The organism is Spirillospora sp. CA-294931 (genome assembly GCF_050946795.1).
Lineage (GTDB): Bacteria > Actinomycetota > Actinomycetes > Streptosporangiales > Streptosporangiaceae > Spirillospora.
On sequence record NZ_CP192006.1, the window covers coordinates 1,214,517 to 1,237,512 of the forward strand.

21 protein-coding genes are annotated in these 22,996 nt (G+C 71.5%); 6 read left to right on the forward strand and 15 right to left on the reverse strand.

Annotated features, from left to right (window positions below):
• Positions 1 to 8: 8 nt before the first annotated feature.
• Together ACQPY4_RS05775 and ACQPY4_RS05780 are read right to left on the reverse strand one after the other, a co-directional pair.
• The gene (locus tag ACQPY4_RS05775) at positions 9 to 797 is read right to left on the reverse strand and encodes an ABC transporter ATP-binding protein (protein ID WP_433338818.1); all 789 of its coding nucleotides are present in this window, start codon (positions 795 to 797) and stop codon (positions 9 to 11) included.
• A 22-nt stretch (positions 798 to 819) separates the two neighbouring features.
• Positions 820 to 1,725, reverse strand: coding sequence for an ABC transporter permease (locus tag ACQPY4_RS05780; protein ID WP_433333180.1), 906 nt, complete (start codon positions 1,723 to 1,725; stop codon positions 820 to 822).
• A 178-nt stretch (positions 1,726 to 1,903) separates the two neighbouring features.
• On the opposite strand from ACQPY4_RS05780, the gene ACQPY4_RS05785 reads away from it, so the two are divergent.
• Genes ACQPY4_RS05785 through ACQPY4_RS05795 form a run of 3 tightly spaced genes read left to right on the forward strand, consistent with a single transcriptional unit; the run spans position 1,904 to position 4,387 of the window.
• Positions 1,904 to 3,562 carry a bifunctional phosphatase PAP2/diacylglycerol kinase family protein gene (locus tag ACQPY4_RS05785; protein WP_433333182.1) on the forward strand — a complete coding sequence of 553 codons (1,659 nt, stop codon included), beginning with the start codon at positions 1,904 to 1,906 and terminating at the stop codon, positions 3,560 to 3,562.
• Positions 3,563 to 3,609: 47 nt separating this feature from the next.
• The gene (locus ACQPY4_RS05790; RefSeq protein ID WP_433333184.1) at positions 3,610 to 3,831 is read left to right on the forward strand and encodes a DUF6158 family protein; all 222 of its coding nucleotides are present in this window, start codon (positions 3,610 to 3,612) and stop codon (positions 3,829 to 3,831) included.
• A 13-nt stretch (positions 3,832 to 3,844) separates the two neighbouring features.
• Positions 3,845 to 4,387, forward strand: coding sequence for a YceI family protein (locus ACQPY4_RS05795; protein ID WP_433333186.1), 543 nt, complete (start codon positions 3,845 to 3,847; stop codon positions 4,385 to 4,387).
• Here the strand turns inward: ACQPY4_RS05795 and ACQPY4_RS05800 are convergent.
• The 8 genes from ACQPY4_RS05800 to ACQPY4_RS05835 all read right to left on the reverse strand — a co-directional run bounded on the left by ACQPY4_RS05800 (position 4,356) and on the right by ACQPY4_RS05835 (position 13,187).
• Complete coding sequence (locus ACQPY4_RS05800; RefSeq protein WP_433333188.1) at positions 4,356 to 5,234, reverse strand: hypothetical protein; 879 nt, start codon at positions 5,232 to 5,234, stop codon at positions 4,356 to 4,358. The two genes, ACQPY4_RS05795 and ACQPY4_RS05800, sit on opposite strands and share 32 nt — an antisense overlap.
• Positions 5,231 to 6,337, reverse strand: coding sequence for a glycosyltransferase family 4 protein (locus ACQPY4_RS05805; protein ID WP_433333190.1), 1,107 nt, complete (start codon positions 6,335 to 6,337; stop codon positions 5,231 to 5,233). Before ACQPY4_RS05805 ends, ACQPY4_RS05800 begins: the two co-directional genes overlap by 4 nt.
• Positions 6,337 to 6,699, reverse strand: coding sequence for a hypothetical protein (locus tag ACQPY4_RS05810; RefSeq protein WP_433333192.1), 363 nt, complete (start codon positions 6,697 to 6,699; stop codon positions 6,337 to 6,339). The genes ACQPY4_RS05805 and ACQPY4_RS05810 overlap by 1 nt, the downstream gene beginning before the upstream one ends.
• The gene (locus tag ACQPY4_RS05815) at positions 6,696 to 7,436 is read right to left on the reverse strand and encodes a hypothetical protein (RefSeq protein ID WP_433333194.1); all 741 of its coding nucleotides are present in this window, start codon (positions 7,434 to 7,436) and stop codon (positions 6,696 to 6,698) included. The genes ACQPY4_RS05810 and ACQPY4_RS05815 overlap by 4 nt, the downstream gene beginning before the upstream one ends.
• Positions 7,437 to 7,445: 9 nt before the next feature.
• The gene (locus ACQPY4_RS05820; protein ID WP_433333196.1) at positions 7,446 to 8,633 is read right to left on the reverse strand and encodes a glycosyltransferase family 4 protein; all 1,188 of its coding nucleotides are present in this window, start codon (positions 8,631 to 8,633) and stop codon (positions 7,446 to 7,448) included.
• Positions 8,634 to 8,802: 169 nt separating this feature from the next.
• Positions 8,803 to 9,765: an NAD-dependent epimerase/dehydratase family protein gene (locus ACQPY4_RS05825; protein WP_433333198.1), complete on the reverse strand. Its 963-nt coding sequence runs from the start codon at positions 9,763 to 9,765 to the stop codon at positions 8,803 to 8,805.
• Positions 9,766 to 9,775: 10 nt separating this feature from the next.
• Entirely contained in the window at positions 9,776 to 11,419 is a 1,644-nt protein-coding gene (locus tag ACQPY4_RS05830) for an ABC-F family ATP-binding cassette domain-containing protein (protein WP_433333200.1), read from the reverse strand.
• A 70-nt stretch (positions 11,420 to 11,489) separates the two neighbouring features.
• On the reverse strand, positions 11,490 to 13,187 hold the full coding sequence (locus tag ACQPY4_RS05835) for a proline--tRNA ligase (protein ID WP_433333202.1): 1,698 nt from the start codon (positions 13,185 to 13,187) through the stop codon (positions 11,490 to 11,492).
• Between the two features lie 152 nt (positions 13,188 to 13,339).
• Here ACQPY4_RS05835 and proS point away from each other — a divergent pair, with 152 nt between their 5' ends.
• A complete protein-coding gene (proS, locus tag ACQPY4_RS05840) occupies positions 13,340 to 14,788 on the forward strand; it encodes a proline--tRNA ligase (RefSeq protein WP_433333204.1) in 1,449 nt (482 codons plus the stop codon).
• Here proS and ACQPY4_RS05845 read toward each other — a convergent pair.
• The 5 genes from ACQPY4_RS05845 to ACQPY4_RS05865 form a co-directional block, all read right to left on the reverse strand.
• On the reverse strand, positions 14,782 to 15,285 hold the full coding sequence (locus ACQPY4_RS05845; protein ID WP_433333206.1) for a DUF6328 family protein: 504 nt from the start codon (positions 15,283 to 15,285) through the stop codon (positions 14,782 to 14,784). The two genes, proS and ACQPY4_RS05845, sit on opposite strands and share 7 nt — an antisense overlap.
• 29 nt (positions 15,286 to 15,314) lie before the next feature.
• Positions 15,315 to 17,291, reverse strand: coding sequence for a SpoIIE family protein phosphatase (locus ACQPY4_RS05850; RefSeq protein WP_433333208.1), 1,977 nt, complete (start codon positions 17,289 to 17,291; stop codon positions 15,315 to 15,317).
• Positions 17,292 to 17,415: 124 nt separating this feature from the next.
• Positions 17,416 to 18,144 (reverse strand): ANTAR domain-containing protein, encoded by a 729-nt coding sequence (locus ACQPY4_RS05855; protein ID WP_433333210.1) that lies wholly within the window; start codon positions 18,142 to 18,144, stop codon positions 17,416 to 17,418.
• A 154-nt stretch (positions 18,145 to 18,298) separates the two neighbouring features.
• Positions 18,299 to 18,718, reverse strand: a complete 420-nt coding sequence (locus ACQPY4_RS05860) for a CBS domain-containing protein (RefSeq protein ID WP_433333212.1) — start codon at positions 18,716 to 18,718, stop codon at positions 18,299 to 18,301.
• A 131-nt stretch (positions 18,719 to 18,849) separates the two neighbouring features.
• Positions 18,850 to 19,233 (reverse strand): SSI family serine proteinase inhibitor, encoded by a 384-nt coding sequence (locus ACQPY4_RS05865; RefSeq protein ID WP_433333214.1) that lies wholly within the window; start codon positions 19,231 to 19,233, stop codon positions 18,850 to 18,852.
• Between the two features lie 585 nt (positions 19,234 to 19,818).
• On the opposite strand from ACQPY4_RS05865, the gene ACQPY4_RS05870 reads away from it, so the two are divergent.
• Together ACQPY4_RS05870 and ACQPY4_RS05875 are read left to right on the forward strand one after the other, a co-directional pair.
• Complete coding sequence (locus ACQPY4_RS05870; RefSeq protein ID WP_433333216.1) at positions 19,819 to 21,582, forward strand: PKD domain-containing protein; 1,764 nt, start codon at positions 19,819 to 19,821, stop codon at positions 21,580 to 21,582.
• A 247-nt stretch (positions 21,583 to 21,829) separates the two neighbouring features.
• Entirely contained in the window at positions 21,830 to 22,954 is a 1,125-nt protein-coding gene (locus ACQPY4_RS05875) for a helix-turn-helix domain-containing protein (protein ID WP_433333218.1), read from the forward strand.
• Positions 22,955 to 22,996: the final 42 nt, after the last annotated feature.

Here is a 22,996-nt window from a genome sequence, read left to right on the forward strand (position 1 = left end):
TTCCTGGGCTACTTGGCCGTGGCCTCGTTGTAGGCCTTGAGGACCTCTTCGGGGTCGCCGTCCATCCTGACGCGTCCCTCGTCGAGCCAGATGACCCGGTTGCAGGTCTCCTCGATCACGTCGAGGTTGTGCGCGACCAGGAACACCGCGCCGGCGTTCTGGCGCAGCTCGTCGATCTTGGCCTTGGAGCGCCGCTTGAACTTGGCGTCGCCGGTGGCCAGCGCCTCGTCGATCAGCATGACGTCGTGGGTGCGGGCCGCCGCGATCGCGAACCGCAGCCGCGCGCCCATGCCGGACGAGTACGTCGACATCGGGTAGTCGATGAACCCGGGCTTGAGGTCGGCGAACTTGACGATCTCTTCGTACTTGGTCTTGGTCTCCTCCTGGGTGAGGCCCATGGCCAGGCAGCCCAGGATGATGTTGCGGGAGCCGGACAGGTCGCGCATGAGCGCCGCGTTCACGCCCAGCAGGGACGGCTGCCCGTCGGTGTAGACGCCGCCGCGCGCGGGCGGCAGCAGCCCGGCGATCGCCTTGAGCAGCGTGGACTTGCCCGAGCCGTTGGTGCCGATCACGCCGATCGCGTCGCCCCGGTACGCGACGAAGGAGACGCCGCGCACGGCGTGCACCTCCTTCATCTGCGGCCGGTTCTCGCGCTTGATGACGCGCAGGAGGGCCGAGGCGGCGCTGCCCTTGCCGCCGCCACCGCTGTAGACGCGGTAGATGATGTGCAGCCCGTCGACGACGACGATCGGCTCCCTGTTGGGATCGATCGCGACTTCGGGCTGCGTCCCGGTCAACGGGGTCTTCTCCTTGAGTGCCTTAGCCACGGCCGTACCGCTCCTCCGCACGGTAGAAGTACCAGAATCCCCCGACGATCGCGATCAGTGACCAGCCGATCGCATAGACCCACAGTAGACCGACGTCCTGGTTGTACGTCGCCAGGGACTTGTCGTAGTCGGCCAGCAGCGAGGTCCTGATGAGCTCGATGAACACCGAGCCGGGGTTGATCGCGAGAATGTCGGCCAGCCAGCCGTAGCCCTTGTCGTCCCAGCTCTGGGTGCGCTGCGGGATCATGAAGAACACGCCCGAGGTGTAGAGCCAGGTGCGCGTGATGAACGGCAGGAGCTGCTGGATGTCGCGGACGAACGCGCCCAGCCTCGCGATGGCCAGGCTGATGCCGATGTTGAAGACCAGCTGGAGCGCCAGGGCCGGCAGCAGCAGCAGCCAGTGCCAGGTCACCGGTTCGCCGGTCATCAGCACGATCACGACCAGCACCACCATGGAGACCAGCAACTGCTGGAGCTCCATGATCACGTGTGCGAAGGGTAGCGACGCGCGCGGGAAGTGCAGGGCCCGGATCAGCGACAGGTTGTTGCCGATCGAGCGGGCGCCGGCGGTCAGCGAGCGCTGGGTGAAGGTGAAGACGAAGACACCGGTGATCAGGAACGCGGTGTAGTTGGGGATGTCCTTCCGCTGGCCCATCAGAATGCCGAAGATCAGGTAGTAGACCCCGGCATTCAGGATCGGGGTGAGGACCTGCCATACCTGGCCCAGGCGTGAACCGCTGTACATCGACTGGGTTTTGGCGGTGGCGAAGTTCCAGATGAACGTGCGCCGTTGCCAGACGTCGTTGATGTATTTACGCAGCGGGGGGCGGGCCGCGCTCTGCTTCAGACCATGGCGTGCGGCGAACTCGGCCAGGGAGACGCTGCTCCGTCCGTTCATATGTGGAGACTCCGCGATCGTGCCGACCGGCTCGCCACCCGGGGTACTGAGCCGTTCCGGGTGACTCATGCCGGGAAGCTTATTGCAGTCCGCGATACGCCAGGGACGTTCGCTCGCATGTGACCCTTGAATCGAGATCTTCGTGAATCATGCAGGGCTCCCTGGGGATACCCCGGACATGCGAGCCAATCACCAGCCGAATCCGTTCTGGTCACCGAGAGTAGTGGTCGACTGGGGGCACGAGGAGCGACCGACCCTCCTGCGCAGGCTCGGGAGGCTCGACCGCGCCGCGTTCGACCGGGTGGCGTCGGCTCACCTCCCGGGGCTGGAGAACGTGCTGCCGAGGCTGTCGCGCGCGGCCGACAACGGCGTCCTGTGGTTCTCCACGGCGCTGGTGCTGAGCGCGACCCGGCGGGCCCGGCTGAGACGGGCGGCGCTGCGGGGCTCGATCGCGATCGCGGTGGCGAGCCCGGCGGTGAACCTGCTGGGCAAGCAGGCGTTCCGCCGCAAGCGGCCGGTGGTCGACCTGGTGCCGCCGGTGCGGATCCGCTGGAAGCTGCCCACCTCGCACGCCTTCCCCTCGGGCCATTCGGCCTCGGCGGCGGCCTTCGCCACGGGAGTGGCGATGGAGGCGCCCGCCCTGGTGGCGGCGCCGGTGGCGGCCACCGCGGCGGCGGTGGCCTTTTCGCGTATCTACACCGGAGCCCACTACCCGGGTGACGTGCTGGCCGGGGTCGGCATCGGGATCCTGGCGGCTCTCGGGACGCGGACGGTCTGGCCCGCCAGGCCGCCGGTGGCGCATGTGGGAAGGACGGCCACCGAGCGCGCGGTGCCGATGGCCTCGCCTCCGCTCGGCGTCGGGCGGCCGCCTCACGCGACGTCTTCCCTCGTCGCTCCGCTCCTCAGTCCAGACGCCGCGCGGCCGCCCAAGACGGCACCGGACGGGCTGGGGCTGGTCGTGGTGGTGAACTCCCAGGCCGGACGGGGCGGGGTCGCGTCCAGGGTGCTGCGCCGCGAGTTCCCCGAGGCCGAGTTCGTCCTGCCCGAGGAGGGCGACGAGCTGGACAAGGTGCTGGACCGGGCGGCCGAGCGGGCCGAGGTGCTGGCGGTGGTCGGGGGCGACGGGACGATCAACGCCGGGGCCAGGGCGGCGCTCGACCACGGGGTCCCGCTGCTGGCCGTCCCGGCCGGGACGTTCGATCATTTCGCCCGTGCGCTGGGCATCGAGGCGGCGGAGGACGCCGTCACCGCGTACCGAGGGGGCGAGCTCGGACGGGTCGACGTGGGCTTCGTCGTGCCCGGCGGCGAGCCCGGGGCCGAGGACGCCGAGTCGATCTTCCTCAACACCGCGGCCTTCGGCGCGTACACGGAGATGGTCGATCGCAGGAACCGCCTTGAGGGGCGGCTGGGCAAGTGGCCGGCCCTCGTGGTGGCGGCGGCGCGCACGCTCCGTCACTCCGAGCCGGTCGAGATGATCGTCGATGGGCGGCCCCGAAGAGTTTGGCTGGCGTTCATCGGCAATTGCATGTTCGGATCCCGGGGACCGGCGCCCACATGGCGCGAGCATCTGGACGACGGTCAGCTCGACATCCGGATGGTGACCGCCGCGCGGCGCGTCCCGCGTGTGCGCGCGCTTGCCGCCGTCCTGCTCGGCCACCTGCACATCACCCCCGGGTACAAGGCATGGCACGGCGGGACGATGGAACTGGTCGCTCTGGACGGCCCGCTGCGGATCGCGCGCGACGGCGAGGTCGAGACCGTGGCGCAGCTGGTCCGCTTCGGGAAGAGGGCCGGGTCGCTCTCGGTCTTCTGCCCGCCCGGCTTGGGCGCCTCCTGATCGGGTAGGGCTCGGCTTATTGGGGGACCCTGACAGCGGAGAGTGAGATGGCAACGGGAGTAGCACCCGACGCGCTCAGCGACGAGAAACTACTGGTCGAGCTGGGCCATCTGTACGACACGCGGCTGGACGCGCTGCGCCACGCGGCGAGCCAGGCGTTCAGCGAGCACACCCACCGGATGAACCAGCTGGAGGCCGAATACCTGCGACGGCGGCCCGGCCGGGAGATCGATCCCGAGCGGCTGCGTGCGGGCGCCCGCGCCCGCTGAATATCGTGCGGGCATGACGCTTACCGAGGGGACCTTCGAGCTCGGCCCCGAAAAGGGGCAGATCCTGGTCAGGACGGGCCGAAGCGGCTTTGGCCGCCGGGCGGGTCACGACCTGACGCTGGAGGCGGCCGGCTGGTCGGGCACGGCCGTGGTGGCCGGCGCGGCCGGCTCCTCGGTCGAGGTGACCGTCCGGGTCGGCGAGCTGAAGGTCCGCGAGGGCACCGGCGGCGTGCTGCCGCTGTCCGCCCAGGACCGCGACGAGATCACCAAGAACCTGCGCACGGTGCTGAAGGCGGACGCGCACCCGGAGATCACCTTCAGGTCGACCGGCGTGGCGGGCACGGCGGACGCCTTCACGGTCGAGGGCGACCTGACGATCGCGGGGCGGACCGAGCGGGTCACGCTGCGCGCCTCGTCCCGTGAGGGCCGCGTCCGGGGCTCGGCGATCGTGCGGCAGACCCGGTGGGGCATCAAGCCGTACTCGGCGTTCTTCGGCGCGCTCAAGCTCGCCGACGACGTCGAGGTCAGCGTCGATCTGGAGGTTCTGGAACTCTGAGCCGGGCCGCGCGGGCGAACTGGTCGTCCAGGGTGCGGGGGAACGGCAGCACGCGGTGCCGCTCCCGCCACGGCGCGAACTGCCGGACGGCGTTGAACCCGGCCGCGGTCACGATCCGCTCGGCGTGCCGGGCCAGCGGCCAGGCGGGATAGACGTCCAGGTGCCCGATCGAGGCCGCCAGCCCTTCGGGACGGCGCGGCGCGACCACCGTGAGCCTGGGCGCGACGCCCTCCAGCGCCGCCATGTCCTCGGCGTAGGCGACCAGCTCCAGAATTTCGGCGTCGGGCCCCGAGTGGACGATCAGCCAGCCGTCCGGACCGGACCCTGTCGCGGAGCGCGGCGGAGCGGAAGGGTCCGCGCGGGGGGTGTGGGGGGTCGTCCCCCCACAGTGACACGTCCCGGGCGCGGCGACGGCGGGCGGGTCGACCAGGTCGAGCGGGACGACCTCGGCGGAGACGGCGTCGAGGTGGGCCCGGTGCCCGTCCGCCAGCGGCTCGAGGACGAACGTGCGGTCGAAGCGCGGCGGATCGTCCGGGAGGAGCGGGGCGTAGACGTCCCAGCGCAGCAGCCGGGCCAGGTGCGTGACGCGGGCCCCGGGTGGGATGGCGGACGCGGTCAGCTCGCCGCGACGGCCCGCGGGGAACGCGTCCACGATCAGCTCGCGCGGCGCGAGCGAGGCCAGGTCGGCCCCGGGACGCACCGTCCAGCCGCCGGTCACCCGGGTATCGGCCGCGAACGGCGAACCGGACAGGACGGTCACCGGCCCGGTCTCGCCCAGCGTGTGCAGCGCCGCCCTGAGCCGGGTCAGATGGCCCAGGCCGTCCCCGTGCGCGTAGCAGACGATCACAGCGCGCCGAAGACCGCGAGGTATCCGGCGGTCTCGGCGGCGGGGGTGAAGTCGCGGCGGATCCGTGCGGCACCGGCCGCGCCGAGCGCCGCCAGCTCGTCCGCGCCCGCGCGGGCGGCCCGGTCGATCGCGGCGCGGCAGGCGTGCGCGTCGCCCGCCGGGAAGGTGAAGCCGATCTCGTCGTCGGCCACGTCGGCCAGGCCGCCCGCGTCCGAGGCGAGCAGCGGGACGCCCAGCGCCGCGGCCTCCAGCGCCACGTTCGGCATCCCGTCGTAGAACGACGGGAGCGCGACCAGATCGCAGGAGGCGTACACCGAGGGCAGCTCGTAGCGTTCGAGGAACGGCAGGTACGAGTGCGGGACGCTCTCGCCCCGCTCCCGCAGCCATTCCCGCACGCTCTCTTCGACCTCGCCGACCAGCAGCAGGTGGAACGCCTCGGAATGGCCGGACGCGCGCAGGGCGTCCAGCAGGAAGCCCACGCCCTTCTTGTTCTTGAGCTGGCCGATCAGACCCAGCGTGCGGCGCTCGGGCGCGACGTTGGCGGCGCGCCACTCCCGCGCCCGCTCGCGTTCGGACGGCAGGATCCGCCAGTCGGCGGTGTCGACGCTGTTGGGGACCCAGGTCACCCGGGCCTCGGGGACCAGCGCGGTGACCAGTGGCCCCTGGGACCGCGCGACCAGGCAGACCCGGCCCGAGGCGCGCAGCGCGTCGGCCAGCGCGCCCCGCCGCCGCATCGAGAACGCGCCGATGTCGATGTCGTTGCCGCGCAGCAGCGTGACCAGCGGGGCCTTGAGGAACGCCGCCAGGACGGGCGCGGCGAGGATGGCGTAGGTGCCGCCGAACGCCACCACGTGCGTGTAGGACTCGCGCCCGACGACGGTCAGCAGGCGCCGCATCGCGTTCTCGGGGTCGTCGCCGAGCGGCGCGGCCAGCAGCCGCCCGCCCTGCTCGCGCGCGACGCCCCACGGCCGGTCGCGGCGGGTGAGGTGCGCGACGTCGATCTCGGCCCCGGCGCCGCGCAGGCCCCGGACGATCCGGTCGCACGACTGGGCCATGCCGCCCTGGCTCGGGGCGTAGTGCTCGGTGAGCCACAGGATGCGCATCAGCTGTCCACGAAACCGGAGTCGTCGCCCCCGAAGTCGTCCCCGCCCGAGGAGTAGTAGTCGTCACCCGGGTTGAACGTGCCTCGGTCGTAGGAGTCGAACGACGAGTACCAGATGGTGTCGTTGTAGGACTGGGAGCTGCGCTGGTAGAACCAGCGGCGGTATCCGCTGACCCACCCGGGGGCGTGGGGGTCGTGCGACCCGTACCCGGCGGCCACGACGCACTCCGGGCACAGCCCGTGGCTTCCGACGTGCGTGCCGCAGATCGCCCTGCCGCACTGGGGGCACTGCTGGACGGCGGCGCGCCCGCAGCGTCCCAGCACGAAGAACCCGGTGGTCACGGTGCACGGGGTCGTGGTCACCCGATCCTCCTCACCGGCCGGGTGGCGCCCGGCGGGGTCCAGCGGAACGTCTCGGTCGACACGTTCAGGATCTGCTCGGTCAGCATCCGCTCGTCGGAGGCGGCGGCCAGCTTGGCGCTCGCGCGGATCACCGTGCGGCGCCCCTCCTTGAACTTGGGAGTGATCCAGCGTGGCGGCGGGGTCGCGGGTCGCTGGTACGGCATCCCCGGGGGCAGCTTGCGCGTCGCCGTCAGGATCTGCACCGTCTTGGTCTTGTTCTTGCTCTTGTGCTTGCCGCTCCGGCTGGTCTTGGAGATGCGGCGGTGGCGGAGCCGGTCGGTGACGGTCAGCTCCAGCACGCTGCCGTCGCGCAGCTCGGCGCGCATCCGCAGCCAGGGGTCGAACGCCCACCATTGCAGGATCTTGCGGATGCGGCGCTGCCGGTCGCCGGGCAGTTTGGTCACCCCGGTGCGCTTCTCGCGCAGGTCGGGGCCGCGCAGGTCGAGGGCCACCGACAGCGTTCCCTTGGCGGCCATGTCTTCACCGAGGATGCGCAGCAGCGGCACGAGCACGACCCGGGCCCGGGGCGGCGGCGACCACTTGCGGCGCCGGACCAGCTCGTCGTGCCGGGCCAGGCTCTGGATCAGCAGCTCCCAGTCGGCCGGACGCAGCGTCGCCGTGAACGCCCTGTGATGGATCAGCGCCTGGTGCAGCGGATGGAACCCCTCGATGGCCGCGCGTTGCTTACGCCAGAACATCGTCCCTGATCACCGCCCCTCGATCGGGTCGTCTGAGATCGTACGGTAGACCTCCGCGAGCCGCTGGCGGGACCGTGTCCAGGTCAGGCCCGCCTCGATGCGGCCGCGCGCCCGTCCGCCCATCTCGGCGGCCCGTCCGGGGTACTCCAGCAGGACGCGGATCGCGCGGGCCAGCTCGGCCGGACGGTCGGGCGCGACCAGCCGGCCGTGCTCGCCGTCGGTCATCAGCTCGCGGACGGCGGGCAGGTCGGAGGCGACCACGGGCGTCCCGGCCGCCATCGACTCGATCACCTTCAGCGGCGCGCAGCCCTGGTCGAGGTTGCGGGCGCAGCCGGTCAGCGGCGCCGCCGACAGCTCGGCATGGGCCAGCCAGGCCGCGACCTGGTCATGGGGCAGCGCGAACCGCCACTCCAGCCGGTCGTCGACGCCGAGCCGCTCGGCCAGGCGCCGCAGCGGCTTGGCCCGGCGCTCGGGCACCGAGGAGCAGACCACCAGCCGCAGATCGGTGAGATCGCCGAGCCTGGCGAAGGCACGCAGCAGCACGTCCACGCCCTGCCAGGGCTGGAGCGCGCCGACATAGACCAGGTAGCGGCCGGGGGCGTCCTCGGGGCGGGCCGGACGCTCGTCGCGGAGTTCGGCGCCGTTCGGCACCAGATGGATCTTGGACTCGGGCACGCCGTGCGCGCGGACCGCCCCGGCGATCACTCGCGAGGGGACCACGACCGCGTCAGAGCGCTCCAGGCAGAACCGCTCCAGCTCGGCGATCTTGGCGAGCGTGGCGGGCGACGCCCACGGCCACGTGTGGCTCATCTCGATGGACGGCAGCCCGTTGACCTCGTACACCACCCGGTGCCGCCGTCCGGGCGCCGTGACGGCCGGCAGCGCGCTCCACGGGTCGCGGACGTGGCAGACCTCCAGCGTCGCCAGATGCGGGTCGAGATGCCCGGCCGCCCAGGCGGAGAACGCCTCGGCCCGGTCGATCAGATTCGGGACCTGGGCGTCGAACCGCGCGATCTCCCGCGCGCCCTCGCGCTGGTAACGCGGCAGCCCGCCCCCGCCGATCACCCCGAGCAGCCCGCCGCCGAACCGCTCGAACAGCTCGTCGGCCATCTGCGCGATGTGCACGGCCGAGCCCTTGCTCGACGGGAACCGATCGAACGCGAAGTACGCCGCCCGATGCCCACCCACGCCGCTCACGCGCCCCTCCCGTCGCTGACGACGGACACACGCCGATGTCCGTGCCCGGCGCCCGTCCGGCCGCACGCGCGCGTGTCGATGCGAGCCACGGCGCGTCCGCTGTCGGCGGGCGCGTGCCGCGACCCGGCGGGAGCCCGGGCGGTCGGTGCGGGGCTGGGGCGGCGGTCGTTCACGCGACCTCCGCGGTGTCGGCCGGGGCGCGCAGGGCGCGGTGCCAGGCGATCTGGGCGGTCAGGCCCTCGGTGAGGCCGGTGGCGGCCGTCCAGCCGAGCAGGCCGCGGGCGCGGCGGGTGTCGGCCCAGGTGCGGGCCGCGTCACCGGCCACGGGGGCGCGGCTGCCGATCCGGAGCGGGACGCCGAGCACGCTCGCCAGCCGGTCGATCGCCGAGCGCACGTCGACCGGCTCGGGATGGCCCACGTTGATCGCCACCCCGGGCGGCAGCTCGGCCGTCACGGCCGCGAGCGTGGCGGTCACCACGTCGTCGACATGGGTGAACGAGCGCGAGCGGCTGCCGTCGCCGAACATCGGCAGCGGGCGCCCGTCGAGCGCCGCCTCGATGAAACGGTGGAAGGCCATGTCGGGACGCTGCCGAGCCCCGTAGACCGAGAAATAGCGCAGCAGGACGGCCGGGACGCCGTCGCCCGCGGCCCGCAGCGCCAGCCGCTCGACCTCGACCTTGCTCTGGGCGTACGGGCTGGCCGGGGCGAGCGGGTCGTCCTCCCGGCTGGGACGCTGCCGCCCCGCCGACCCGTACACCGAGGAGCTGGACGCCACGATCACCCGGGGACGCCGCCGCGCGCACGCCTGGAGGAGGCGCCGCGTGGCCGTGACGTTGTCGCGCGCGGCGATCGCGCGGCCCGGGCCCCACGAGCTGCGGACGCCGGGCCGTCCGGCCAGATGGACGACCGCGTCGGCCTCGGCGAGGCCGTCCAGCTCGTCCACGGCCAGGTCGGCCTCGACGGTGGTGATGCCGGGACGGGCGGCCAGTCCGGCCCAGGCCCGGCGCGCGGCGTCCGGGGCGAGCGAGCGGGCGGGCGCGTCGACGGCGAGGACCTCGTGGCCCGCCACGCTCAGCGCCTCGGCCACATGGCTGCCGATGAACCCGGCCGCACCCGTCACGACTATCCGCACGGAGGGCACCCTACCTGGCCCGTTTCACCCGGGTTTCGTCCCAGACCGGGTCGGCGGACTCGTAGACGGCGCCGTCGGACCCGAAGACCAGGAACCGGTCGAACCCGCGCGCGAACCAGCGGTCGTGGGTGACCGACAGGACGGTGCCCTCGTAGGACTCCAGGCCCTCCTGGAGCGCCTCGGCGCTGGCAAGGTCGAGGTTGTCGGTCGGCTCGTCCAGCAGGAGCAGCGTCGCGCCGCCCAGCTCCAGCAGCAGGATCTGCAGGCGGGCCTGCTGCCCGCCCGACAGCGTCTCGAACGGCTGCTCGGCGCAGTACTGCAGCTCGTAGCGGGCCAGCGCGTTCATCGCGCCGTCGCGCAGCCGGGCGTGCTCGGTCATGACGATCTCGCACGGCGTCCGTCCGGCCAGGTCGGGACGCGCGTGCGTCTGCGCGAACAGCCCCGGTATGACCCGGGCGCCCAGGCGTCCCACGCCGGTGTGGGCGACCGGCTCCACCGGGACGGCCCCGCGCGGCAGTTCGCCGGCGACGGCCGCCAGGAGCCGCAGGAAGTGCGACTTGCCCGACCCGTTCGAGCCGAGCACCGCGACCCGCTCGCCGTACCAGATCTCCGCGTCGAACGGCTTCATGAGGCCGGTCAGCTCCAGGCCCTCGCAGATCACCGCGCGCTTGCCGGTGCGGCCGCCGCGCAGCCGCATCTTGATGCTCTGGTCGCGCGGCGGGACCTCGGGCGGCCCCGCCTCCTCGAACTTGCGCAGCCGGGTCTGCGCCGCCTGGTAGCGGGACGCCAGCCCGTCGTTGAAGGACGCCTTGTTCTTCAGCATGAGGACCATCGCCTTGATCTTGGCGTGCTCCTCGTCCCAGCGGCGCCGCAGCTCCTCGAGCCGCTCGTTGCGCTCGCGGCGCGCCTCGGCGTAGGTCGAGAAGCGGCCGCCGTGGATCCAGACCCGGCCCGCCTCGACGGTCACGATGCGCTCGGCGACCTCGTTGAGCAGCTCGCGGTCGTGCGAGACCAGCAGGACGGTCTTGGGCGTCTCCTTGAGCCGCCCCTCCAGCCACTGCTTGCCCGGGACGTCGAGGTAGTTGTCGGGCTCGTCCAGCAGCAGCACCTCGTCGGGGCCGCGCAGCAGCGCCTCCAGCACCAGCCGCTTCTGCTCGCCCCCCGACAGCGTCTTGACGTCGCGGTACCGGCACGACTCATACGGGACGCCGAGCGCGGCCACGCAGCAGGCGTCCCAGAGGACCTCGGCCTCGTAGCCGCCGGCGTCGCCCCACGAGGCCAGCGCGGTCGCGTAGCGCATCTGGGTGGGCTCGTCGTCGCGCTCCATCATGGCCAGCTCGGCGGCCTCCAGCGCGGCCGCCGCCTCGCGGACGCGCGGCGTCGCCGTCGACAGCAGCAGGTCGTGCACCGACGACTCGTCCCGGACGTTCCCGACGAACTGCCGCATCACACCGAGCCCGCCGCTGTGCGCGACCGAGCCCTCCTGCGGCGTCAGATCGCCGGAGACCAGCCGCAGGAGCGTGGTCTTTCCCGCGCCGTTCGGGCCCACCAGCGCGGCGGTCACCCCGTCGCCGACGCGGAACGAGACGTCGTCCAGCAGCACCCGGCCGTCCGACAGGGCATGGCTCACATGCCCGACTTCGACGTGCCCCACGACGATCCCCCTTTGGACGCCACCGACCAGCCAGTCTCGGGAAGACGGGCGCGCAGGGGCAAACGGTTTTCTATCCCAGCACACCGCGCGTGTGCGCGACCGCCTCCGCGACCGGGACCTTCTCGGTCTCGCCGGACGCCCGGCGCGTGACCTCCACCGTCCCCTCGGCCAGGCCGCGGCGGCCGACCGTGATCCGGAACGGGATGCCGGTCAGCTCCACGTCGCGGAACTTCACGCCCGCCCGCTCGTCGCGGTCGTCGAGGATCACCTCGACGCCCGCCTCGCCCAGCTCGCGGTAGATCCGCCCGGCCACCTCGGCGGTCTCGGCGTCGTCGGACTGGGCCGCCACCACCGCCACCTGGAACGGGGCGACCGCCACCGGCCACACGATCCCGCGCTCGTCGTGGTGCACCTCGACCAGCGCCGCCATCGCCCGCTCCACGCCGATGCCGTAACTGCCCATCGTCAGCGGGACGCGCCTGCCGTCCGGGTCGAGCACCTCGGCGCCGAGCGCGCGGGCGTACCGGTCGCCCAGCTTGAAGATGTGGCCGACCTCGATCGCCCGCTCGACCAGCAGCGGCTCGCCGCACCGCGCGCACGGCTCCCCGGCCCTGACCTCGCGCAGATCGGCCCAGGTGCCGACCTCGATGTCGCGCTCGACGTCGACGCCCCGCAGGTGGACGTCGTCGTCGTTGGCGCCGGTGAACATCGCGCGGCGCCCGCGCAGCGCCTCGTCGGCGATCACCGGGAGGTCGGTGACGCCGACCGCGCCCAGGCTGCCCGGCAGCGCGCCCAGCGCGTCCCGGATCTCCTCCGCGCCCGCGGCGCGCACCTCGGCCGCGGCGGTCGCGTCGGCCAGCTTCTGCTCGTTGAGCGGATGGTCGCCCCGGAGCAGGACGAGTGTGAGCGCGCCGTCCAGCACATAGACCAGCGTCTTGATCTGGCGGTCGGCGGGGGCGCCGTGGTCGCGGGCCAGGTCGTCGATCGTCCGCGTCCCCGGGGTGGCGAAGCGGACGGGGGCGTCCGCGCCCGGCTCGTCGTCGATCTCAGCCAGCCGGGACGTCGCCTTCTCGATGTTGGCCGCGTACCCGCAGCCGGGGGAGTGGACGATCAGGTCCTCCCCGACCTCGGCCGGGCACATGAACTCGGTCGAGCCGGAGCCGCCCATCGTCCCGCTGGACGCCTCCACCGGGATCGCGGGCAGCCCGAGCCGCTCGAAGATCCGCGTGTAGGCGCCGTGGTAGCCCTCGAAGGAGACGTCGAGCCCGGCCTGGTCGAGGTCGAAGCTGTAGGCGTCCTTCATCGTGAACTCGCGGGTGCGCATCAGGCCGCCCTTGGCGCGCGGCTCGTCCCGGAACTTGGTCTGGAACTGGTACCACTGCTGCGGCAGCTGCCGGTAGGAGTTCAGCTCCTGCGCCAGCGTCGCGAAGATCTCCTCATGGGTCATGCCCAGCGCCAGCTCGGCGCCGCGCCGGTCCGTGAGCCGGAACATCTCCTGGCCCATGAGCTCCCAGCGGCCCGAGCGGCGCCACACCTCGGCCGGATGGATCGCCGGGAGCAGCATCTCCTGCGCGCCGATCCGGGTGAGCTCCTGCCGGATGATCTCGATGACCTTCGTCCGGACCCGGACGGCCAGCGGCAGCAGCGAGTAGTGCCCGGCCGTGAGCTGGCGGACGTACCCCGCCCGCAGCAGCAGCCGGTGGCTGGGGAACTCCGCCTCCGCCGGGTCGTCGCGAAGGGTCGGGATGTGCATCTGGGACCAGCGCATCGTTTCGGGGCTCCTGAGGTCACGGATGGTGACGGGCATGCTGCGGGCAGAGGTGAGGGACGCGAGTTTAGTGGCGCGCCACAAGCACATTTCGGCCGCGTACTCAAGAGGTGAGCGGTCTGCGATCTCGTCGAGCCGCTACCCTCTGCTTCGTGAGTCGAGAAGGTGTGACGCCCCAGAGTGAAGATTTCTCCGCCTGGTACAACGAGCTGGTCGTCCGGGCCCAGCTCGTCGACCGGGGTCCGGTACGGGGCACGATGGTCATCCGGCCGTACGGGTACCGGGTCTGGGAACTGCTCCAGGCCGACCTCGACCGGCGGATCAAGGACGCGGGCCACGACAACGCCTGCTTCCCCATGTTCATCCCGGAGTCCTACCTCAAGCGCGAGGCCGAGCACGTCGAGGGATTCTCGCCCGAGCTGGCCGTGGTGACCATCGCCGGAGGCAAGGAGCTGGAGGAGCGGCTGATCGTGCGGCCCACCTCCGAGACGGTCATCGGCGAGTACATGGCCAAGTGGATCGACTCCCATCGCGACCTGCCGCTGCTGCTCAACCAGTGGGCCAACGTCGTCCGCTGGGAGATGCGCCCCCGTATGTTCCTGCGCACCACCGAGTTCCTCTGGCAGGAGGGCCACACCGCCCACGCCGACGAGGACGACGCGATGCGCGAGACGATGTGGGCCCTGGACGCCTACGCCTCGGTCGCCCGCGAACTCGCCGCGATCCCGGTGATCGCGGGCGAGAAGACCCCCGGCGAGCGGTTCGCCGGCGCGGTCCGCACGTACACGATCGAGGGCATGATGCGCGACGGCCGCGCCCTTCAGGCCGGCACCTCGCACTACCTCGGCACCAACTTCGCCAAGGCGTTCGAGATCCAGTACCAGGACGAGGAGGGCAAGCTCACGCTCGCCCACACCACGTCCTGGGGAATGAGCACCCGCATGATCGGCGGCGTGATCATGACCCATGGCGACGACAAGGGCCTGGTGCTGCCGCCCCGGCTGGCCCCGTACCAGGTCGTGATCGTCCCGATCGGGCGCAAGGAGCAGGGCGAGGAGGCCGCCGCCGAGGCCCGCAGGCTGGGTGCGGCGATCAAGTCGATGGGCATCCGCGTCCATGTCGACGACAACCGTCCGCAGCTCTCGCCCGGGTTCAAGTTCAACGAGTGGGAGATGCGCGGCGTCCCCGTCCGGATCGAGCTGGGCAAGCGCGACATCGAGGGCGGCGTCGCCACCCTCGTCCGGCGGCTCCCGACGGTGGAAGGTCAGGGCAAGGAGCAGATCCCGCTCGACAAGCTGCCCGAGCTGCTGCCGGGCATCCTGGCCGACTTCCAGACCTTCCTGCTGGAGCGGGCCGAGTCGTTCCGCGAGGGCCGCACCGCCGACGTCGAGGCGTGGGACGCCTTCACCGCCCAGGTCGCCGAGGGCTGGGCCCGCGCCTTCCACTGCGGCGAGGGCTCCTGCGAGGACGAGATCAAGACCGAGACCGCCGCGACGCCCCGGGTCATCCCGGCCGACGCGCCCGAGGCGAGCGGCACCTGCGTCAAGTGCGGCAAGCCGTCCGCCTACGGCAAGCGCGTCATCTTCGGCAAGGCCTACTGATGGTCCACTGACTCCTGGTCGCTGCGGTTGATCGCACGCCGGGTCAGCATCGGCTGGACGAACCACACCCAGGCGGCGAGCCCGCCCACCCCGGCGGCCGTGATCACGGCCGCCGGGTCCGACACCAGCGTCTTCATGATCAGGGTGGTGGACGCGCCGATCGAGAACGCCAGCCCCACCGCGCCCCAGATGCCGAAGAAGTTGGCCCGCCGGATCAGCACCGGCTTGGCGCCCTGCTGGAACAGCAGCCGGTGCTGGATCACCGGCGCGATGAAGCAGATCGAGGCCAGCGCCGCCCCGAACAGCGCCACGTAGAACAGCTTGCGTCCGACCGAGTCGACCCGGTCGAAACCGGGCGCGAACGGCACGGTCAGCAGGAACGCGAACAGCACCTGCACGCCCGTGATCGCCACCCGGAACCCCTGCAGGAGCTCCATCAGCTGCCGGTCGAGCCTCTCGTGCTCGGTCTCGTTACGTGGCTTCGTTCCGGTGGTCATGCGCGGCGGTTTACCCGCTTTATGGCGATCTAGTCGAGGGTCGGCGGCAGGACGCGCAGGGCGAGCATCGAGACGTCGTCGCGCAGGTCGCCGTCGCAGAAGTCGAGCAGCGCCTGCTCCACCGAGGCCAGCATCTCCTCGACCGGATGCGCCGCGGCGCCCGCCAGGATCTCCAGCAGCCGCTCCTGCCCGAACTCCTGCCTGGCCAGGTCGCACGCCTCCAGCAGGCCGTCGGAGTGCAGCAGGATCGTGTCGCCGACCCCGAGGTCGATCGCGTCGGTGCCCGCCTCGAAGTCGTCGAACAGGCCCAGCGGCACGCCGCCGCGCGAGGCGGTGCGGATCACGCCGTCGGCCCGGATCACGATCGCGGGCGGATGCCCGGCCACGGCCAGCGAGACCAGGACGCGGTCGGTCTTGAGCGTCAGCCCGGCCATGACGGCGGTGACGAAGCGGTCCTCGTCCAGCAGGGCGTCGTTCACCATCGACAGCACCTCGGTCGGCTCGGGCTTCCACCGCGAGGCCAGCCGGACGCCGTGCCGCGCGGTCGCGGTGACCGCCGCCGCGTCCTCGCCCTTGCCGCAGACGTCGCCGAGGACCAGGCCCCAGCCGTCCTGGGTGCGGAACACGTCGTAGAAGTCGCCGCCGACCTCGGCCCCGTGCGTGGCCGACATGTACCGGGCGGCCAGGCCGACCCCCTCGATCGCGGGCAGCGACTTGGGCAGCAGGCTCGCCTGGAGCGAGTCGGCGACCTCGGCGCGGCGCCGGTACAGGCGCGCCGCCCTGATCACCAGGGCCAGGTAGCGTCCGAGCCGCTGCACCACGGCCAGGTCCATCAGGTCGAACGGGCCGTGCTCGCCGCTGCCCGCCAGCGTGATCGCGCCGATGCAGCGCTCGCCGTCCTCCACCGGCACCGACAGGACGGTCGCCGCGCCGATCCGCCCGCAGACCGGGAGGCCGTCCTCGCCCGTCCCGAGCAGTTCGAGGTCTTCGACATGGGCGCGCAGGGCGCTCTGGCGGGTGCGGAACACCGTGTGGGGGAGCGTCTGGTCGTCCGGGGTGAGCTCGGTGAGCTCCTGCGCGGTGGCGACCGACCGCTCGTCGTCGGGCCCCATGACCACCTGGCGGTGCAGCCGGGCCGCGGCCTCGGCCCCGCCGGGCTCGGTCCGCTCGCCCGCCTGCCAGGGACCGCGCGGGGTGCCGCGGCGGCCCGCGTCGGTCAGGTCGATGATCGCCCAGTCGGCCATCTCGGCCACCAGCAGCCGCGCGCAGCGCCGCACGGCCACGGTCTCGTTGAAGACCGGCTCGTCCAGCAGCAGCTCGCTGGCGCCCGCCAGCACGTCCATCCGGTGCACAATCGTGGCCACGGCCTCGTCGTTGCCGGTGTCGGACGCGGTCTTGGGACGCTCCGCGCTCGCCGTGGGCCGGCCGTCGCTCTTGGCGGGCGCCTTCACCCCCGGGGTCGCGGCGGCCACCACCATCGGGTCGGGCTCACCACGGATCCACACCCGGACCAGCGTCACCACCGCGTGGACGGGGTTCTCGCGGCCCAGGAACCGGACCTGCACCTCGCGGCGGCGTCCCGTCCGCACCACGGCGGCGAACTGCGAGCGCAGCGCCGCCCGTGTCGCCAGATCGCAGAACGCCGTGAACTGCTTGCCCGACACGTAGCCGGGCGAGGTGTCGAGCAGCGCGGCCGCCTGCCGGTTCACCCGCCGGACGCCGGTGTCGCGGTCGAGCAGGAAGAGCGGGACCGGGGCCTCCTGGAACACCGTGCGCAGGACGCGCCGCTCGGTCTCGGTGGCGGCCGCGCGGTCGGTGCCCCCGCCGCGCTCGCCGCCCAGCGCCCGCAGGACCGACAGCGCCATCTCCAGCTCGACCAGCGCGGCGTCGAGCGTGACGCGCAGGTCGGTCTCGGGCAGATCGGCCGATTGCCGCAGCTCGCCGATCCGGCCCTCCAGATCGTCGATCTCGCGCGCCGTGGCCCCTGGCCCGAGCTGGTCCGTCATCGAGGGCTCTCCTGATGGTGCGGGGTACGAGGCTGGCGGTCCGATCCGCGTCCTGCCACTTCGAAGGATATGGGCCGTTGAGCGAAGCTTACGTCCCCCGATGCGCTCGCTCCTAGGTGGCCGATCAGGAAAGGCCCTGGTCACCCACGATTCGCTGGGCGAGGGCGGTCAGCTTGACATGCCGGGTCTGGGAGATCCGCCGGAGCTCGGCGAACGCCTCGTCGGCGTCGCACCCCAGCGCGTGCATCAGGATCCCCTTGGCCTGGTCGACGACCGCGCGCGACTCGACGGCCTCCTGGAGCTGCACGGCCGTCCGGTGGACGTTGTCGTACTGCAGGTTGTTCGAGACCGCGGCGCTGCCCTGCGCCAGCAGGAGGGCGGCCAGCCCGTTCTGCGCGGGCGCCAGCGACCCGGGCGCGATGCCGTACAGCGTCAACGTCACCAGCACCGGTTCGTTCAGATAGGGAATTGTCACGAAACACCGCACCCCGCGCCGCAGCAGGTCACGCGTCGCGTCGGGCCATCGGGTCTCGGCCAGGACGTCGTCGGACCCCACCGCCCGGCGGCTGCCGACCACGTCGAACAGCGGCCCGGCCCGCCGGGCGAGCTGGAGGTCGACGGCGTCGGCCAGATCGGGGTGGCTGGCCGCCGAGGCCAGCGGTTCGGGGGTTTCTCCCTGCGTGACCTCCACCGCCCACCGCACGCTCGTGGCCCCGGCACACCCGGGCACGGCCCGCGTCGCCAGCTCGGCGACGCGGTGCAGCGTCCCGATGTCCGACGACTCCCCGACGACCCCCAGACGGGCGATCTCCAGGGCGAGCTGGTCGGTCAGAACGGTCTCAGCACGGGCCACACTCCTGACGTTAGCCTGGGACAGCCCCCTTTCGTACCCTCGAGGCCCCGAGAGACAGCCTCGCCTTGCGGGGCAGAGGCCATCTTGCTGATCGCCTCGGGGCCGGGGGCGCGTAGCTGATCGTCTCCGAGTCAGGGGCGCCATGCCGGTCGCCTCAGAGGTTGGGGGGCGCCTTGCTGATCGCCGAGAGCGGGGGCGTCCCGTCGCCGTCCACGGCCGCCAGGTCGCCGATCGAGACGATGCCCACCGGCCGGTGCAGCTCGTCCACCACCGGAAGGCGCCGTATCGCCCGCTCACCCATGAGCCGCGCCGCCTCCTCGGTGTCGTCCTCGGCCCGGACGGTCACCAGATCGGCCGTGCACACCTCGCCCAGCGGGGTCCGCAGCGCGTCACGGCTGTCGGCCACCGCCCGCACCACGATGTCGCGGTCGGTGACCATGCCGCACAGCCGTCCCGAGAACGTCACCAGGACGTCCCCGATGCCCTCGTCCCGCATCACCCGGGCCGCCTCGTACAGGCTGGCCTCCAGGGGAAGCGCTCTCGCCGGAGCGCTCATGACGTCCCCGACCCGCATGAGCGCGCACCTCTTTCCCCATCACGATCTCGGCCACCGGCCCGGGCCCCTGGGGAGGCGGCCCCGGTGCCGGTGCCGCGCTGGTTCAGGCGCGCTCTACCCGCCCAGGCCCGGCCTATGCGGGACGGGCCTCAGAAACGAAAGATCGTTCCCGTGTGGGCGTGCATCTGGCAGTCGTTGCCGTATTCCTGCTTGAACTGGACCGTCCGGCCCCGCCACGTTCCCTGGGCCTCCGCGACCACGGGGGCGTAGATCATCGTGCAGATCGCGTCACCGGCGTCCCGCTCCACCTGCCCCCGGCTGAGGTCGAGGTCGCGGCACGCGGTGTCGGCACGCGGGTGCGCCCCCCGAGCCGGATTGCAGATCAGCTCCACACCCCGCGTCCCCGAGACCTCCTCCCCGGGATAGGTGACCGTCAGCCGCAGCGACGTTTCCGCCGGCGCCGCCTGAGCCGGCGTGACCGGCAGAACCACCAGCGCCGCCCCCGCCAAAACCGAACCAACTAGATGAGGCATGGCCCCTCCGAATCCCATCCGACAGATCATCGCTCACTGTATCGATCTGACTACTCACCGTGCGGCCGGTTTGAAGGTCGCGGCGATGAAATCGGTTGCGAGTCCTGACAAGCAGCCCGATCCGCTATTGGGAACTCTCTCTGTAATGGCAGGTCAGAGGTGATATAGGCCGGACGAACCATCTATTAACTACGTACCCATACGGGTTGTTTTCGGCTTCAGGTGGCCGAAAGGTGTGGCTACTCCGTGTGCCTCGGCCGAGCCGGGGCCCACCCCCCACCGGAGGAAGCCATGAGCGAAGCCCTGCGCGCGCGGTCCGCATTCAGTTGCCGCTGCCGTCGCCATACCGGCGCCCGGCCCGCCCCCGTAAGGCCGCCTGCTTCCGCCAGGTGACACTCCGGCGGCCGCGCGGGTCCACGAAATCTCCCCGGCCGCCCCACGCACGAGCCGGTCCGGCTCCGCTCAGGGGAGATCATCTCCAGCTCCGCGGATCCGGAACGGCGGGGACGCGAATGGTCCGCGTCCTCTCGCCGGCGGCCCGCCGCCGGCAGGTCGACCCACCACGACCAGTCAAGGAGTTCCGCAGTGTCTCACCAGAGAAAACGATCCCGTACCTTCGGGATCCTGCTCGGCGTGACGGCGTCCGCCGCGCTCGCGTTCAACAGCCTCGGCGTCGCCCAGGCCGCCGAGGGCCGGATCCTCAACGCCGGCCAGCCCGACACGATCGCCGGCAGCTACATCGTGACGCTGAAGGGTGAGGCGTCCAAGTCGCCCAGCGTCCGGACCGCCGTCACCGACGACGCCCGCGACCTCGCCGCCGAGTACGGCGGCAAGCTCGGCAAGGTGTACTCCGCGTCCCTGCGCGGGTTCTCGGTGAAGATGAACGAGTCGCAGGCAAAGCGCCTGGCCGCCGACCCGGCCGTCCGCTACGTCGAGCAGAACGCCATCGCCCGCGCCACCGTGACCTGGGGCCTGGACCGCGTCGACCAGCGTGACCTCCCGGTCGACAACAACTACAGCCCGCCCAACGACGGTTCGGGCGTCACGGCGTATGTCGTCGACACCGGCATGGACCTCGACCACCCCGACTACGAGGGGCGGGCGACCAGCGGCTACGACTTCATCGACAACGACTCCGACGCCAGCGACTGCAACGGCCACGGCACCCACGTAGGCGGCACCGTCGGCAGCAAGACCTGGGGCATCGCCAAGAAGACCAAGCTCGTCGCCGTCCGCGTCCTGGACTGCAGCGGGCGCGGCCCCTACGACGGCATCATCTCCGCCATCGACTGGGTGACCAAGAACGCGCCGCAGGCCGCGGTCGGCAACATGAGCCTCGGCGGCGGCAAGAGCCAGGCGGTGAACGACGCGGTCGCCAAGTCGATGGCCGCCGGTGTCGCGTGGGCCGTCGCCGCGGGCAACGAGGGCCAGGACGCCTGCAACGTCAGTCCCGCCAGCACCCCCGGCGCCCTCACCGTCGCCGCGTCGGACCAGCAGGACAAGCGCAGCATCTGGAACTCCACCCAGTCGTCCAACTACGGCAGCTGCGTCGACCTGTTCGCCCCGGGTAGCAACATCACCTCCACCACCAACGGTGGCAGCAGCGGCTCCAACGGCGGCACGTCGATGGCGACCCCGCACGTCGCGGGCGCGCTCGTCCTGGCCACGGCCGCCAACCCGAGCATCTCGGTGGCCGACGCCAACGCCAAGATCATGAACTCCACCACTCCGAACAAGATCACCGACATCAAGGGCTCGCCCAACAAGCTCCTCTACGTCAAGGACCTCGGCGGCGGCGGTGGCGGCGGCGAACCCACCGCGTCCTTCACCGAGACCTGCTCGACCTCCGAGCCCTCGTGCACGTTCGACGGCTCGGCCTCTCGTGACGCCGACGGCTCGATCGCCTCGTACAGCTGGGACTTCGGCGACGGCAAGACCGGTGAGGGCGTCAAGCCGTCCCACACCTACTCGGCCGCCGGCTCCTACGACGTGAAGCTCACGGTCACCGACAACGAGGGCAAGAAGGGCACCACCACCAGGCGCGTCACCGCCGGCACCAGCTCCGGCCAGGCCCCCAAGTCCGCCTTCCGCGTGACCTGCAACTGGGCGTCCTGCTCCTTCGACGGTTCCGGCAGCACCGACCCCGACAACGACATCGCGTCCTACACGTGGAACTTCGGCGACGGCCAGACCGGCACCGGCGCCACCACCACCCACGCCTACCCCAACAAGAGCACCACCTACACCGCCCAGCTCAAGGTGACCGACCGCTCGGGCAACGCCAACACCGCCTCCAAGCAGATCCAGTGCTACAGCTTCGGCACCCAAGCCTTCTGCTTCCCCCAGTAACCAACCCCTGACCCCCCAAAGGAAAGCCGGGCCCTCCGGGGCCCGGCTTCCCCTTTCCACCCCGCCCACCCCCCAAAAGCAAGGCCCTCGCTCCGCTCGGACAGCCCCGCTGGGGGCTCCCGCCCCCAGACCCCCCAAAACAGCTCGGACTGGGGCCCTAGCGTGCCTGCCGGTCCGCAATCGATTCGCGCGACTGGCCACCGGACTGGCCACCCCTGTGGCCACTGGCCTAGGCGATGATGAGCGTATGGTGCTGGGACCGTTGATCCGTGATCTTCGCGATGCTCTCGGCTACTCCCAGGGACGCTTGGCCGATCTGCTGTGCGGGTCGGCAGGGCGGGCCACCGTGAGTCGGGAAGACGTGTCGCGGTGGGAGAACGGCAAACGCACCCCAGGCCCGTTCTGGCTACGGCATCTGGCGGCAGTGCTGGAAGTGCCCCTGGAAGTGCTTGAGGACGCGAAATTGGAGAGACGCAGGTTCTTGACCAACGTGGCGGCTACAGCCGTCGCGCCTGTGGTGGCCTCTGATCTCATCCGCTCGGGATTTTCTGCCGCGTTGGCGAACGACGGCCTCCCCGTAGACTCCTGGCAGGAAAAGATCGTCGCGTACGGCCGGGACTATATGTCGCTCGGGGCAGCGGAGATCCAGGCACGCCTGGCACATGATCTGCTGATCCTCCAGCAACAGTTGGAGGAACCCGGAATGTGGGTGATCGCCTCCAAGCTGATGACCTTGTACGGGAAGACATTCCCGGGCTCGGACGGGGCCAAGGCGGCCAACTGGTACCGAATCGCCGCCTCGGCGGCTGACCGGTCGGGGGATGACCAAGCGCGAGTCTGGGTGCGCGGCCGGGCCGCCATCGCGCTCGGCTATGAAGGCGCTTCCCTTGGCATGGCCGAGATGTTCGCCGAGCAGGCGATGCGGATCAGCGATGAATCGTCTCTCGGCAGGCTCAACGCGATCATGGGCAGCGCACACGTGGCGGCGATCAGGGGCGACAAGCAGCCGGCGCTTGATCTGGTCGACCAAGGGCGGCGAGTGTTCGACAAGGTCGGATCGCAGGAGCAGACCTCCGACTACGCCGTGCCGTGGTGGCGTATGAACGTTTTCATCTCTCTGCTCGCAGCACGGCTCGGCGAGGAACGCCTTGCCGCGGAAGCCCAAGAAAGAGCGCGCGCGAACCTTCCCGCGACTTTGCCCCGGTTCGCAACCCACCTGGAGATGCACCGTGGCCTGATGCTGGTCAGAAGCGGCGACAAATCCGGAGGAGTCGCCCATGCGCAGACTGCATTGGAAAAACTACCTCCTGAGAAACACTCCCTAACATTGCGCCTTCTCATGCAAGAGATCAAAGGGAATGCTGGCCACTAGTTCGGCCACTGCCCTGAGCATTTCGTTCGTCTAGCTTCTCTG